This is a genomic window from Amylibacter marinus, assembly GCF_030160015.1.
In the GTDB taxonomy this organism is placed as follows: Bacteria; Pseudomonadota; Alphaproteobacteria; order Rhodobacterales; family Rhodobacteraceae; genus Amylibacter; species Amylibacter marinus.
This window is the reverse complement of the sequence record NZ_BSNN01000002.1, coordinates 635,260-650,258: the sequence shown is the minus strand read 5'-3', so window position 1 is coordinate 650,258 and position 14,999 is coordinate 635,260. Positions and strand designations below refer to the sequence as shown.

The 14,999-nt window shown below is 51.3% G+C and carries 13 protein-coding genes; 3 read left to right on the top strand and 10 right to left on the bottom strand.

Annotated features, from left to right (window positions below; translation table 11 throughout):
• Positions 1–38 precede the first annotated feature (38 nt).
• Entirely contained in the window at positions 39–1,553 is a 1,515-nt protein-coding gene (locus tag QQL62_RS03990; protein ID WP_284376292.1) for an ATP-dependent DNA helicase, read from the top strand.
• A gap of 3 nt (positions 1,554–1,556) precedes the next feature.
• On the opposite strand, the gene QQL62_RS03985 is transcribed toward QQL62_RS03990, so the two are convergent.
• From QQL62_RS03985 to trpA, 9 genes are all read right to left on the bottom strand, one after another.
• Complete coding sequence (locus QQL62_RS03985; protein ID WP_284376290.1) at positions 1,557–3,440, bottom strand: SLC13 family permease; 1,884 nt, start codon at positions 3,438–3,440, stop codon at positions 1,557–1,559.
• 113 nt (positions 3,441–3,553) lie between these two features.
• On the bottom strand, positions 3,554–3,985 hold the full coding sequence (gene rimI / locus QQL62_RS03980; protein ID WP_284376289.1) for a ribosomal protein S18-alanine N-acetyltransferase: 432 nt from the start codon (positions 3,983–3,985) through the stop codon (positions 3,554–3,556).
• Positions 3,982–4,605: a tRNA (adenosine(37)-N6)-threonylcarbamoyltransferase complex dimerization subunit type 1 TsaB gene (gene tsaB / locus QQL62_RS03975; protein WP_284376288.1), complete on the bottom strand. Its 624-nt coding sequence runs from the start codon at positions 4,603–4,605 to the stop codon at positions 3,982–3,984. The genes rimI and tsaB overlap by 4 nt, the downstream gene beginning before the upstream one ends.
• Before the next feature lie 4 nt (positions 4,606–4,609).
• On the bottom strand, positions 4,610–5,170 hold the full coding sequence (locus tag QQL62_RS03970; RefSeq protein ID WP_284376286.1) for a NifU family protein: 561 nt from the start codon (positions 5,168–5,170) through the stop codon (positions 4,610–4,612).
• Between the two features lie 86 nt (positions 5,171–5,256).
• Complete coding sequence (locus QQL62_RS03965) at positions 5,257–6,462, bottom strand: serine hydrolase domain-containing protein (RefSeq protein ID WP_284376285.1); 1,206 nt, start codon at positions 6,460–6,462, stop codon at positions 5,257–5,259.
• A gap of 4 nt (positions 6,463–6,466) precedes the next feature.
• Positions 6,467–7,153, bottom strand: coding sequence for an aminoacyl-tRNA hydrolase (gene pth, locus QQL62_RS03960; RefSeq protein WP_284376283.1), 687 nt, complete (start codon positions 7,151–7,153; stop codon positions 6,467–6,469).
• Between the two features lie 136 nt (positions 7,154–7,289).
• A complete protein-coding gene (locus tag QQL62_RS03955) occupies positions 7,290–7,943 on the bottom strand; it encodes a 50S ribosomal protein L25/general stress protein Ctc (RefSeq protein ID WP_284376282.1) in 654 nt (217 codons plus the stop codon).
• Positions 7,944–8,060: 117 nt separating this feature from the next.
• Positions 8,061–9,224, bottom strand: a complete 1,164-nt coding sequence (locus tag QQL62_RS03950; protein WP_284376281.1) for an alpha-hydroxy acid oxidase — start codon at positions 9,222–9,224, stop codon at positions 8,061–8,063.
• A gap of 81 nt (positions 9,225–9,305) precedes the next feature.
• Positions 9,306–10,097, bottom strand: coding sequence for a tryptophan synthase subunit alpha (gene trpA / locus QQL62_RS03945; RefSeq protein ID WP_284376279.1), 792 nt, complete (start codon positions 10,095–10,097; stop codon positions 9,306–9,308).
• Positions 10,098–10,224: 127 nt separating this feature from the next.
• On the opposite strand from trpA, the gene ychF reads away from it, so the two are divergent.
• Together ychF and QQL62_RS03935 are read left to right on the top strand one after the other, a co-directional pair.
• Positions 10,225–11,322, top strand: coding sequence for a redox-regulated ATPase YchF (ychF, locus tag QQL62_RS03940; protein WP_284376277.1), 1,098 nt, complete (start codon positions 10,225–10,227; stop codon positions 11,320–11,322).
• A gap of 180 nt (positions 11,323–11,502) precedes the next feature.
• Entirely contained in the window at positions 11,503–13,005 is a 1,503-nt protein-coding gene (locus QQL62_RS03935) for a calcium-binding protein (RefSeq protein WP_284376274.1), read from the top strand.
• On the opposite strand, the gene QQL62_RS03930 is transcribed toward QQL62_RS03935, so the two are convergent.
• On the bottom strand, positions 13,002–14,777 hold the full coding sequence (locus tag QQL62_RS03930; protein ID WP_284376272.1) for an acyl-CoA dehydrogenase C-terminal domain-containing protein: 1,776 nt from the start codon (positions 14,775–14,777) through the stop codon (positions 13,002–13,004). The two genes, QQL62_RS03935 and QQL62_RS03930, sit on opposite strands and share 4 nt — an antisense overlap.
• Between the last annotated feature and the right edge of the window lie 222 nt (positions 14,778–14,999).

Below are 14,999 nucleotides of genomic sequence, written 5' to 3'. Positions count from 1 at the left end.
TTTGCCTATGTTTCGGGGAAATATAGGCAAAGAACACCATGCAATATTCCCCAGACCAAGCAGAAGCCCACGATAGCGTTGCACAGGCCTTGCGCAGTGCAGGTGTGGATCTACAGTCTGAGATGATCCTGCCTCAATCTGAGGGCAAGAGTCAGGTTTTGGCAATTTTGGGTAAGGCGGGGTCGGGTAAAACTCTGCTGCTGGCGAAACTGGCCGATGCAATCAGCGATCTGGGCGTAGATATCATTTCGGGGGATTACGAGGGGAAGTCGCGCAAGGACCGCCGAAGCTTGGCGATCTTGGCCCCTACGAACAAAGCCGCCAGCGTGTTGCGCAACCGCGGGGTTCAGGCAACCACAATTCATCGTATCCTCTACACCCCCATGTATGATCCAGAATATGAAAAGATTGCCGAATGGTTGGTAAACGGTGGCGATCGCCCCGAGGTCGAGGGAATCACGGATGCGGCACTGGATCGCGCGAAAGAGTTTTATGGGGCGAATAAATCAATTCCCGGCGCATTAGCGGTGGCGGGGTTACGTGGATCGGATTTCATAACCGGCTGGAAACGCCGCGAAGAGCCCTTGGATATTGGCTTCGTTGATGAAAGTTCGATGCTGGATGATAAGCAATTCGAAGACCTTCAGGAAATTTTTACAACTCTTATTCTATTTGGAGATCCGGCACAGTTGGCCCCAGTTGGGCAATCCGGTTCTATGGCATTCGAGAATGTGCCCAAGGAGCGTCAGAAACATCTGACCCGTGTTCATCGCCAAACGGGGGATAGCCCTATTCTGGATTTGGCCCATGCGCTTGCAGAACCTGATCTGAATTTTCATCAATTTCAAAGAATGATCACCGAGATATCTGCTCGAGATGAACGCGTGGTGATGGCGCCTTCGGTGCAATCAAATCTCATGGCGCGCTCGCCTGTTTTGGTCTGGCGAAATGCCACTCGGGTGCGCCTGATCCAAGCCTTTCGCCGTGCCTATAATGCCCCATCGGATCGTTTGTTGTCGGGTGAACCGTTGATTTGTGATGGGATAGAGCTACCCCAAAAGCATCGAAAGAAACGCATCGACCTAGAGGCCCGCGGGTTGATCAAAGGTGCGCAGGTGGTGTTCTTGGGTGATGGGCGCAAGCCTGGATTCTCGCGGTTGCATGTGATCGGTGCCGAGGATCCACAGGTTTCTGCCGCCAGCATCATTAAAATCGAAGCCCCAGATCAGGAAGAACCCTTTATCCCCTTTGCTGCGCGTATGGGGGCTGCCTTCGTGCATGGGGCGGCTTGTACCATTCACAAGGCCCAAGGGTCACAGTGGTCTAATGTGCAGGTTTTTGCCCCCGATCTAGAGGTGGCGGCGCGTATGGGGCGAATAGAGGCGGGGATACCCCTGTGGAAACGTCTAGCTTATGTGGCAATAACGCGCGCGGTGGATCGCTTGTTTTGGGTGCAAAACTACCGTTTGGGATTGCCAAGTGATCCTCTGAATACCGATGATCTGCGGAGCGAAATCAAACACGAACTAACGCTGGAGCCCATGGCGGAATAGGCGTCAATAAAATAGTGCCATAACCCCCATCGATACGACCAAGAACAGAAGCGTCATAATACCGCCGGTACGAATGAAATCGGCGACGCGGTACCCCCCAGGCCCCATAATCAGCGCATTGACCTGATGGGTTGGGATCAGAAATGAATTTGATGTGGAAATCGCAACCGTCAGGGCAAATAGCGCAGGATCTCCGCCCGCAGCGACGGCGATAGATACCGCCAGAGGCACCAACAGAACCGTTGCCCCAACGTTTGACATTACCAAGGTGAACATGGTGGCCAGAACTGCCACGCCCGTTTGTAAGGCCCAAATCGGCCAGCCATCCAAGACCGTTAGCACGCCTTGGGCAATCCATTCAGCCGTGCCTGTGCTTTGCACAGCCTGTCCCAAGGGGATCAAACTAGCCAGCATAAATACCGTATTCCATCCGACGGACTCATAGGCCTCGTCGATGCTTAGAACACGCGTTACGATCATACCAATGGCACCGATCAATAGACACAGTGATAACCTGATGGGTGAAAATAGGATCAAACCTAATGCTATCAGAAAAAAGACCAGCGCAAAGCCCACCTTTTGCGGGCGCAGCTCTTCTTGGGGGTAGTCTGTTGTTACGATGACGAAATTTTTGTCACCTCGCAAACGGGCCAATGCCTGCCACTGTGTCTGCACCACCAACGTATCCCCCGCACGCAAAGGGATAACCCCAATGCGGGTCGCGGCATGATCTTCTGTTTCCACATGGCTAAAGGTCTCGTCTGCTCGGTGCACCGCCAGCATTGCCAGACCGTAGGCTTTGCGAAATTGCAAATCGCGCGCTGATTTTCCAATCAAGGCCGAATCCGGTGGGACAACGATTTCGGCAACACCAGCCTTGCTCGGGACAAATTCTTCGGCAAAAACCTCAAGATCAGGTAAAACCTCTAGCCCATAATCTTGGCACATTTCTAGGATCACCTTTTTGCGCCCTAGAATAGCTAAACGACAAGGGGGGGTGATTTCGGTATCTAATGTTGGCCCAACCCAGCGGCGCCCATTGTGGTAGGTGCCGATAATGTAGACGTGGTGGGCATCCATAACATCGCCCAATGTTTCCCCCAGTAGAATAGATCCCTCGGGAACCATAACCTCTACGATGTCCGCCTTTAGACCATAGATTCTCTTTAGGTAATCCTTCATCGACTGCCCCGACGAGGCATTCTCTTTGTCTGTGTTGCCGGGTAATACCCAGCGCCCGAACAGGATGAAGTACAAAATGCCCGTGATCACCAGCGAAATCCCAATTGGTGTAACAGAGAACAATCCAAAGGGTTCCATTTGCATCTCGGGTGGTAAATCAGCATTAGAGGTATCGATCAAATCATTCAGCAAAATCAAGGGCGAAGACCCAACCATGGTCATTGTCCCGCCAAGAATTGCACAAAACCCCATGGGCATTAACAAACGTGCCATGGGGATTTCAGTACTGGCAGAAATTCGGCTGACCACGGGCAAAAACAGCGCCGCCGCCCCCACATTTTGCAAGAAACTAGAAATCAATCCAACAGTGCCGGATACAACGGGGATAATGCGCCTTTCAGTTGTGCCACCAACCCGTAATATTTTAGCGGCGACAGTATTCATAAGGCCGGTTTTATCCAGACCTGCCCCAATAATCATAACGGCGATAATAGAAATCACCGCATTTGAAGCAAAGCCATCGAACAGATGTTTGACATCCGCCAACCCATGCAATGCGGGGATATAGCTAAGTGCGCCGATGAGAACCATAATCAGGATCGCGGCCAAATCGACGCGCAAAACTTCGGAGACGAAGAGTACCACCGTAAAACCAAGCAAACACAATACCACGATCATTTCGAGTGTAAGAGTAATGGATTGCATAACGGTTCCTCAATGCATTGGATAAGCAGCCCTAAAGCGATTCAATTTTTTGGGGCGTGGGTATCGCTCGCATAACCTTTTTTAAATCATTAGAAAATAGCAACTGTGCCAATTTAGATGATTTTTGCGACACTGGTTAGGTTTTGTGCCAGTATTATAGCATCCTGAGCAACCTCGCGGCCGCTGGTGTAATAGCCCGCCCTGCGGGCAATCTCGCGATATCCTAGTTTTTGATATAATCCTCGTGCCTTATGATTGTCAGCGGCGACCTCTAGAAAAATTTTAGTAACGCCATTTTTTCCACAATCCTCTGAAATTTTCTTGCACAGCAGTGTGCCAATTCCGCGCCTCTGTGCCTGTGGTGCGATCGCAATGGTCAGGATTTCGGCTTCGTCTGCAATAACTTGAATCAAGGCAAAACCGCTGGGGAGACAGAAGGTCTTGGTGTGTTTTTGTGCACATAGAGATTCAAATTCCGCGCGGCCCCAAGGGCGAGTATTTGTAAAACATACCGCGTGTAGGGCGGCCATTTCTGTGGGCGTCATGGGATGATCTTAGGCGCTGGTATCGAGGACGGGGCCGCATCAGCAGCCATTAGGTATAGCGGTGCCGGTCGTGGGTTTTCCTGATCCAATTTGCCTAGTGCGATCAACCCACAGGCTTGTGCCACGGGATATTGCGGCGGCGCAACCTTACCGATGGTAATCAAATGCTGATCCGTGGGTTCGGTAATATAAGTGGTCGCGTTATGTTGGATCAGCGGGCCGATCGTGGCGGGGGCAAGGGCGCGGGAATCGTTGAAATCCTGATGGAAAGCACGATTACGGCGGGCATCCAGAATGACGCGTTGGGCGCCATTGCTACCATAACTCATGGCCTCTAGGCGTGTTACACCGATCGCCGGAATGCCAAGGCTGAGCGCCAAGCCGCGCGCGGCAGAAACCCCAATCCGCACGCCCGTGAAATTGCCAGGGCCGACACACACCGCAATGGCCGATAGCTCTGCCCATTTGGTTTCTGCGCTTTCCAATTGTTCTTCGCACAGGGGGAATAGACGTTCCGCCTGACCTTTGCGCATTTCTTCAAGCTGATAGGCGCGTAAATCGGTGCCCCTATGAACTGCGACCGCGCAATGCGCGGCCGATGTATCAATCGATAAGATCATTGGTTTAGACACCAACAGGGCGAACCTCGGTGACCTCGGGGATATAATGGCGCAACAGGTTCTCAATACCCATTTTCAGTGTGATGGTCGAGGATGGGCATCCAGCACAGGCGCCTTGCATATGCAAATAGACCACCCCACGCTCGAAGCCATGGAAGGTGATATCGCCGCCATCTTGGGCCACGGCAGGGCGCACTCGAGTATCCAGTAGTTCTTTGATTTGTTCAACAATTTCGCCGTCTTCGCCATTGTGTTCCGCATGACCACCGGAATTGTCTTCGCCATCAATAACTGCCTGACCAGACTGAAAATGTTCCATAATCGCGCCCAGCAATGCGGGCTTTATGTGATCCCATTCAGCATCATCGGATTTGGTTACAGTTACAAAATCAGGCCCAAGAAACACAGCAGTTGCACCCTCGACCGCAAAGATCCGCATGGCTAGGGGGGATGCGCTCGCGGCATCTGATGATGGAAAATCAGCGGTGCCCATGGCCATAACGGTCTGACCGGGCAAGAATTTCAGCGTTGCGGGGTTTGGTGTTGATTCTGTTTGGATAAACATCAGGCCTGTTCCTTGTTGCTCGGGTTAGAATATGATCTTGCGCAGGGGGAAAGTCAAGAATTAGAATGGTTCTAAAAGCGTACAGCTTATAGGCTTTCAGCCATCTGGCGCATCATCGCTAGGGTTTCATGTTCTACAATCCCTTGGCCGTGTTTGAAATCTATATCACCGGCGTTTTGGGCGATCACAACATTGTACATGGGATTGATATACAGGTATTGGCCATAAATACCGATGCCATAAATTTCACCGCCAACTGGGTCTTGGGGTAACCACCATTGCATCCCGTAACCCAACCAACCCTCTGGAATATCACGTTTTTCTGGTGTAACCGGCGGGGCTGATTGGCAGGTGGATAGTGCTAGCCACTCTGGCGAGACAATCTGTTGACCATTCCAATTCCCTCCGTTCAAAACCATCAGCGCGATGCGGGCATAATCGCGGGTGGTCATGTTTAACCCACCCAGAATAAACGGCTCACCTAGGCTATCGGTGATGAAAACCGGATCTTTTTCCAACCCAAGAGGGGTGAAAATATGCTCGATTGTCAGGCGAGAGATATCCTCGCCCGTTAACGCGCGGATCATCATTCCAATCACATGTGTGTCAACAGAGACATAGTTCATGTATTTCCCAGGAGGCGTGGCATTTTTCAGCTGTGCGGCAAAAGCATCCATCGAGCCGCCCATGGCCAGAACCCGCCCCATTTTGTTGATATCGGAGTGATAGTCTAAATAGTCCTCGTTAAAATCCACCCCACTGGACATTTGCAGGATATTACGCAGGCTGGCCCCATCATACCCAGAGCCGCGCAATAACGGCACATGGTCCGCGATTTGATAATCCAAGGCATCCCGCGGGATTTCCCCTTTGTCTATCAATGCGCCTAATAACAGCGAGATCACGCTCTTGGCCATGGACCATGAAATGCGAAGATCATCGGGGCCGGTGCCTTGCAGATATTCCTCATGGGCGATTTTATTGTCCTTGAGCACCAATAGGGCGGTCAGGTTTTTCTCGCGTTTATAATCGGCAAGTGTCGTTGTTTTGCCTTGAAATATATACTGTGTGATCAGAGGCTTGGGGTCATGGGGCAGAGGGCTTGGAGTTTTAGCAGCACAGCCTAGGGTAGCGGTTTCTGCCAGCTGATCCATATTGGAAAAATTCCAGATGATTTTATCGCGGTCAAAGAGGTTGTTGATTTTTATCAACCGATTTATCCCCTTAAAATCTGCGCGCAATAGGCGGCCAAATACGGCGGTAAATGTATCGGTCAGTTGCACAAGATCCATAGAATTACTTTCCGAATTTATCCATCAGTTTTTGCATTGGGCTTCTGGTGTCTGCTGGCGTTGGGGCGGCCTTTGACACGGGCGTGCTTGTGGGTTTTTGCACTGGTTTTGGCTTGGGGCGCTGTACCACAGTGCGCCGCGCAATGGCATTCATGAATTTACTATTATCGCCATTGGCCAGATCAGGTGCCCCATCGCCGATCCCACGGATCACATCATCCAGCCATCCCTGCTCGGCCTTTGCAAAATCATTCAACACATAAGAGGCCACCTTGTTTTTGTGACCCGGATGACCAATGCCCAACCGCACGCGGTGATACTCGGCGCCGATATGTTGATGCATCGATCGCAACCCATTGTGTCCGGCATGCCCGCCACCGGATTTGACCCGCACCTTGGCAGGGGCCAGATCCAGCTCGTCGTGGAACACATAGATATCATCGGGCGTCAGCTTATAAAATCGCATCGCCTCGCCTACCGATTGACCCGATAGGTTCATGAATGTCTCTGGCTTCAGCAGGACTATTTTTTCGAGACCCAAGCGGCCATCACTGATCTGTCCTTGGAACTTTTTACGCCAGGGAGCAAAATGATGATCGCTGGCAATTTGATCCAGCGCCATAAAGCCGATGTTGTGGCGATTGCCAGCGTATTTGGCACCCGGATTACCAAGGCCCACGAATAATTTCATAGCTGATACCCTATTCTTTGGGCTTGTTTTACGAGGTGCGTGCGCGCATTGCAATTGCCACCTCGTGTAGCGTGCCGAAAAGAAAAAGCCCGCAAACAGGGTTCACGGGCTTTCAAAATTCATAAGAGGGGCTGAATTATTCTTCAGCTTCACCCTCTGCGGCTGCTGGGGCATCTTCTGCCTCTGCGCCATCTTCGTCTTCGTCCTCATCTGCGGCGCCACCTGGTGCTGCGATATTGGCGATCACGAAATCACGATCCGTAATAACTGGGCGTGCGCCTTCAGGTAGGGTGATGTCTGAGATGTTTACAGTCTCACCAATATCCAGATTTTCCAGATCCACTTCGATTGCATCCGGGATATTGCCCGCAGTCACCATCAATTCCACGTCTGGACGAACGATGGTCAATGTACCACCTTTTTTCAGACCAGCTGATGATTCTTCGTTCAAGAAGACAACAGGGATGTTCATGTTAATACGGCTGTCGCGTTTTAGGCGCAAGAAATCGATATGCGTTGGCAAATCTTTAACTACATCGCGTTGAACGCCACGACATACGGCACGGACATCGTCGGAACCTTCGATCTTTAGGTTAAACAGCGTGGACATGAAACCGCCCGCTTTCAGCTGTTTAAACAAGATATTGAATGGGATCGTAATGGATTGGGGCTCTTGGCCACCACCATATACAACACCAGGTACCAAACCGTCGCGACGTGCTTGGCGGGCGGCTCCCTTGCCTGTCCCCGCGCGTGGCGTTAATTCTAGATCAGGAATTTTTCCTGCCATGATAATTCTCCATAAATGTGGGCCTTCCTCCAGGGGTGTAAGGCCAGTGAACGCGTCCTATAGGACAGTTTTTGATAAATGTGAAGTCCTAGTTTCGCATCCAAATTCGGGGTATTATCATTCCCAATCGCCGCTAAACCCACGCGGTACCAGCAAGTTCTCGCGGGTCATATTTGCACAGCTTCCTTCGCCACATAGTGCCATGGTGGTTTCCAGCTCTTTTTGAATGATCGTCAAAGCCATCTCGACACCGCGCTGACCAAATGCCCCAAGGCCATATATATAGGGCCGCCCGATCATCACGCCTTGGGCACCAAAACAGATCGCCTTGGCTACATCCTGACCACAGCGGATACCGCCATCCATCCAAATCTCGATTTTATCGCCAACGGCCTCGATAATCTCGGGCAGGGCGCGGATAGAGGAAAGTGCGCCGTCTAGTTGTCGTCCCCCGTGATTGGATACAACAATCGCATGGGCACCGGTCTTGGCGGCCATTTTAGCATCCTCTACATCTTGGATACCCTTTAGGATTACTTTGCCACCCCAGCGTTTGATGATCCAATCCAGCTCCTTCCAATCCAGCGTGCGCATTAGATTATTCTCTGACCACTCGTGCAGGTTGTTCAAATCCTCTACCCCCGTTGCATGGCCGATGATATTCCCAAAATCCCGCCTCTTGGCATCTTTCATCCCCAGCGCCCATCTGGGTTTGGTTGCAATGTTCAAGGCGTTTTTTAACGTTAACTTCGGCGGGGCGCTTAGGTTGTTTTTGATATCCTTGTGGCGCTGGCCCAAAATTTGCAGATCAAGGGTAATAACCAAGGCACTACAATTGGCGGCCTTGGCCCGATCCACCAAATTGGCGATGAAATCACGATCATTCATACAATACAGCTGAAACCAAAAGGGTTTGTCTGTGGCCTCGGCAACATCTTCGATTGAACAAATGGACATGGTCGACAGGGTATAGGGCACACCCTGTTTTTGCGCGGCGCGCGCGGCCAGAATCTCGCCATTGGCGTGCTGAAGACCGGTAAGCCCAACTGGGGCAAGCGCTACGGGCATAGAGACTTTCTGGCCGATCATTTCGCTGGTGGTTGAGCGATCGGAAATATCCACGGCAACCCGCTGGCGAAAGTAAAGCTGGTTAAAATCACTCTCGTTTTCGCGGAAGGTTTGCTCAGACCACGACCCACTTTCGGCATAGTCATAAAACATCTTCGGCACCCGCCGTCTGTAGATGGGTTTTAGATCATCGATTGTGGTGACAATACTCATGTGGTGCCCTTTGGTAAAATAATTTTACCAAAGGTATTTCAATCTCAGACAGGCGTCAATCCGTAGGACTACGCAGGCATATTAGGCGCTATGCGCGCCATCGGCCAAGGATTTAACAAAGGCCAAAACATCCGCAACTGGCGCACCATCGGCGATTTTGGATACGATAGCAGATCCCACCACCGCGCCGTCCGCCACGGCCGCCATCTCTTTGGCATCTTGGGGGGTCTTAATCCCAAAACCAACGACCAGTGGCAGGTCAGTGCTTTGCTTGATGCGGGCAATTTCTGTGCCTACTGTATCCACATTGGCTGATCCCGTGCCTGTAACACCCGTTACGGCAACGTAATAAATAAACCCGCTGGTATTGGGCAAGAGCTTTGGCAAGCGCCGTGCATCGGTCGTGGGGGTGGCAAGGCGGATGAAATCGATCCCTGCCGCACCGGCGGGGATGCACAGCTCTTCGTCTTCTTCGGGCGGCAGATCCACTACAATCAAACCGTCAACACCCGCTGCCTTGGCATCTGCCAAGAATTGCGCGACACCATGATTATAGATGGGGTTATAGTATCCCATCAAAACAATGGGTGTGGATTGGTCGTTTTTGCGGAATTCTACAACCATTTCCAAGGTTCTATTCAACGTCATCCCGCCATCCAGCGCGCGTTGACCTGCCAGCTGGATTGTTGAGCCATCGGCCATAGGATCAGTAAAAGGCGCACCAAGCTCGATAATATCTACGCCCGCGGCCGGCAGACCCTTTAGCACCTCTAGGGTTGTGTCATAATCGGGATCACCTGCCATGATATAAGAGACAAATGCCGATTGGCCCTTGGATTTCAGTTCTTCAAATTTGGCGGCGATACGAGTCATTTTTGGTAACCTTTTTGAATTCAATCTCGGGTTTGGGGCAATCTGCACAGAAAATCAATGGCGTATTGCTTGACCTTTGCCCCTTTGGCCAGATAGATGCGCGAAACAGCTTAAAAAAGGTCGTGTTATGGGATTTAAAACCGGTATCGTTGGATTGCCCAATGTGGGCAAATCTACATTGTTTAATGCGCTTACGCGTACCGCCGCCGCACAGGCCGCAAATTTTCCGTTTTGTACCATCGAGCCAAATGTCGGCGAAGTATCTGTACCGGACAAACGTCTTGATACATTGGCCGAGATCGCGGGCTCTAAATCCATCATTCCTGCGCGGATGACATTTGTGGATATCGCGGGCCTTGTGAAGGGGGCATCCCAAGGTGAGGGGCTGGGCAACCAGTTTTTGGCCAATATTCGCGAATGTGACGCCATCGCCCATGTTCTGCGGTGTTTCGAGGACGATGATGTGACCCACGTTGATGGGCGCGTTAATCCGATCGAAGATGCTGATACCATCGAAACCGAGTTGATGTTGGCCGATCTAGAAAGCATCGAGAAACGCCAACAAAATTTGGTCCGCAAGATGAAGGGCGGCGACAAAGAGGCGGCAGAGCAAAATGATCTGCTGAACCGCGCCAAGGCAGCGATCGAATCCGGAAAACCTGCCCGCACCGTAGAGATCAGCGAAGATGAAGAGAAAGCATGGGCTCAGTTAACACTGTTGTCGGCCAAGCCAGTTTTATATGTGTGCAATGTTGAGGAAGATAATGCTGGCGAGGGCAATCAACACTCCGAGGCCGTTGCAAAGATGGCCGCAGAGCAGGGTGCCGCCAGTGTCGTGATTTCTGCCGCGATTGAAGAAGAGATCAGCCAGCTGGAACCCGAAGAGGCCGAGATGTTCCTCTCCGAACTTGGGTTAGAACAGGCGGGGTTGGATCGCCTGATTGCTGCGGGATATGATCTGCTTGGGTTGCAAACCTATTTTACCTGTGGCCCGAAAGAGGCCCGCGCATGGACAGTACACGCAGGCGCCACCGCCCCCCAAGCGGCGGGCGTTATTCACACGGATTTTGAACGCGGCTTTATCCGCGCAGAAACCATTGCATATGATGATTACGTCGCCTGCAATGGCGAACAAGGTGCCAAGGAAAAAGGCAAGATGCGCGCCGAGGGCAAGGCCTATGTCATGGCTGACGGCGATGTTGTACATTTCCTGTTCAACACCTAGTACAGGATCATGCTGAAAATGAGGGCAGGCGTTTCGCCTGCCTTTTTCATGCCCTATTGCGTTAAATTATTGCAAAATTAGAGACCAATTCAGCGTAAGCAATGGGCGTGAATTGACCCCCTGTTAAACCCCTCTGACCCATCTTCAGCCTCGGGTAATATGGGTTAGGAGTGGGTTCCTATGAGCAACTTAACTGTTGTCGAGTCCGTGTATACGGGCCCTGGCAATCGATTCAGTGGGATTTCGGATTTTGAGTTTTATACCAAGGATGGGCAGACATTTCTGATCCTTGGGAATGAGGGTACCAGTGATTTAAAGCTATACTATATTTATGCAAATGGCGGCACAACGCTACGGCATAATTTAAAGCTTGGCGAAGATACCGGCACAGTGGCCCTAAATGATCTAGAGCCCCTGAGCATCGCTGGTGTTTCCTATTTCATTACGTCTGGACGCTATGATGACAGCGCTGGATTGATAAAAATCAGTGGCAGAAATAGCACCTCTCTAAATTCGCCGACATCCGTTACCGGGGACGCCAGTGATTATGCCTATTTCGAAACCACCCACACTGTTTATATCGAGGATCAAGTCTATGTTTTAGCCACCAAGCGCAATGATGCGGCCTTGCTCAGCTTTCATGTAGGAGAGGATCTGGAGTTTAACGAAAAGCAGATCGTGACGGATGGTGGAAATAACCACTTGGGGGATATTACGGACATCACATCAACGGTTGTGGACGATAAAGTTTTCGTTGCAGTTATTTCAGCATTTGATGGGGGTCTGGATCTGTTTCGCATGGGGCGCCATGGCAATCTGCATCAGCGCTTTTCGATTGAGCCAGAAACCCAATCTGGGTTTTCCTATGCGCAGAAATTGGTCACTGCACAGATCGGAGATATTACATATCTGGTTATGGGGGCCGCGGGCAGCGACAGCCTCACGGTTTTTCGTATTGGTGAAAAGGGCCGCTTGGTCGAGGTGGATCATATCATCGATAGTCTACATACCCGCTTTGAAGGGGTTAGCGAGCTGACGGTGGTGGAAACCGCGGGGCGGGCGTTTGTTTTTGCCGCTGGCAGCGATGATGGGTTATCGGTATTCGAGCTGATGCCCAATGGAACTCTGCGTTGGGTGGTGGATTACGAGGATGATTTTGAGGTGGCGTTGACCAATATCAGTGCGATCGAGATCACAGAGATCGAGGGGGAAATACACGTGTTTGTTGCCAGCGCTGTCGAGGACGGGTTTACCCAGTTCACATTCACCCCCGATGAGATCGGGCTGCAGCTGATCGGAACGAACGCGAAAGATATCCTGACAGGTGGGGCAGAAGATGACCATCTGTATGGGTTTCGCCAAGGAGATCAACTATTTGGCGGGGCAGGGGATGATATTTTGGATGGCGGGCAGGGCAAAGATTACCTAACCGGTGGTGCGGGGGCGGATATATTTGTGTTTATCCCAGACAAACGTACAGATGTTATTCTGGATTACGAACAGGGTATAGATTTGATCGATCTATCCGCCTATGCATTGATTGAATCAGTGAATGATTTCGAGATAAAATCTCGCGAATACGGGGCGATAATTACCATTCGCAACGAGAAAATCCGCATCGAAACCGACGATGGGCAGAGCCTGTCGGCAGAGGATTTCTCTGCCGACGACTTTATTTTTTAAAACGCCTCGGCCGGCAGATCCATAACAACATCGCTGCTGGACATGGCGCGGGCCATATGGGTTTTGTTGGTTGGCAGCCAGCGTGCCATGTAATAACGACCTGTGGTGATCTTGGTGTTGTAGAATTCTGGATTATCGGTACCCGCATCCAAAGCTTCCTGCGCGGCCTTGGCCATTTTCGCCCACATCAGGCCTAGGCACACGTGCCCAAACATATGCAGCGCATCCGTCGACCCCGCCAAGGCATCATTGGGGTTTTTCATCCCAGCCTGCATGAAATGCATTAAAACCGCCTGTAGATCTTTTGATGCCTCTTTTAAGGGCCCCACAAAATCTGCCAGTGCTGCGTTGTCCTTGTTCTCGGTTAGGAATGTTTTGACCATATCGAAAAACGCCATCACATGTTTGCCGCCATCTTTGGGCATCTTGCGCCCAACCAGATCAAGTGCCTGAACCCCATTGGCGCCCTCGTAGATCATGGCAATGCGGGCATCGCGGGTGAACTGCGACATGCCCCATTCCTCGATGTATCCATGGCCGCCAAAGATCTGCTGCGCCTGTACGGTCATGTCAAACCCAACATCTGTTAAAAACCCCTTTAGGACTGGTGTGAGCAATGAAACCAGCCCATCCGCCGCCGCATCTTCGTTCTTGTGCGCGCGATCAATCATCACCGCTCCCCATAGGGCAAAGGCGCGCGCCCCCTCAACGAATGATTTCTGGTTCATCAACATGCGGCGAATATCGGGATGCACAATCAATGGATCTGCAGGGCCCTCTGGGTTCTTCACGCCGGTTACATCGCGCCCCTGTAGGCGGTCCTTGGCATAGGCCAGCGCGTTTTGATAGGCGGCCTCGGCCTGTGATACACCCTGCATAGCCACGCCCAAGCGGGCCTCATTCATCATGGTGAACATAGCGCGCATACCCTTATGTGCATCGCCCAGCAAATATCCTGTCGCCTCGTCATAATTCATGACACAGGTGGCATTGCCATGAATGCCCATTTTCTCTTCAATATTGCCCACGGCTACACCATTGCGTGCACCTAATGATCCATCGTCGTTCACCAAGAATTTTGGCACGATGAACAAAGAAATCCCCTTCACACCCTCTGGGCCGCCGGGGATTTTGGCCAGAACCAGATGCACGACATTCTCTGTCATGTCATTATCCCCCGCCGAGATGAAAATCTTCTGGCCAGATATTTTATAGCTACCATCGTCTTGTGGTTCGGCCTTGGTTCGCATCAGCCCCAAATCCGTGCCGCAGTGAGGCTCGGTTAGGTTCATAGTCCCTGACCACGCCAAATCGACCATCTTGGGCAGGAAGGTTTGTTTTTGTTGATCTGTACCGTGGGCATGGATTGCTGAAATCGCACCATGTGTCAGGCCGGGATACATGGTCAGCGCCATATTGGCCGAAGAAAAGATCTCGCCGACACAGGATGCCAAAACATAGCCCAAGCCCTGACCTCCATAGTCTGTATCAACATCCAGCGTGTTCCAGCCGCCCTCGCGGTAGGCATCAAAGGCTTCTTTGAATCCATCCGGTGTTGTAATCACACCGTTTTCCAAGACACAGCCCTGTTGATCGCCAGAGGCGTTGATGGGCTGAAAAACATCACGCGCCAGTTTTCCGGCCTCTTCAAGCACAGCTGATGTGAAATCCTGTGTCAGATCTTCATATCCTGGAATATCTTGCTCTTGAATGTTGAGAACATTGTGCAGGACAAAATCAAAGTCCGCGTTCGGTGCAGTATATGTTGGCATTATGGCCTCCCAAAAATATCTTTTCTGACGTTAAGGTAAAACATCTGCGAAAATGCGCAATGTTTTGGGGCGGTGATGACGCCACGTCCTACAAAGTGACGTAAGGGTCATTTTTGTAGGCCAGCGGAAAAGCCCCCGTTCAATCTGTCATAGTATAGAATAGGGCGGCAACATTATTTTGGCTTAATATTCCTGCGCACGGGGGAATCTGCTGACAGGGCG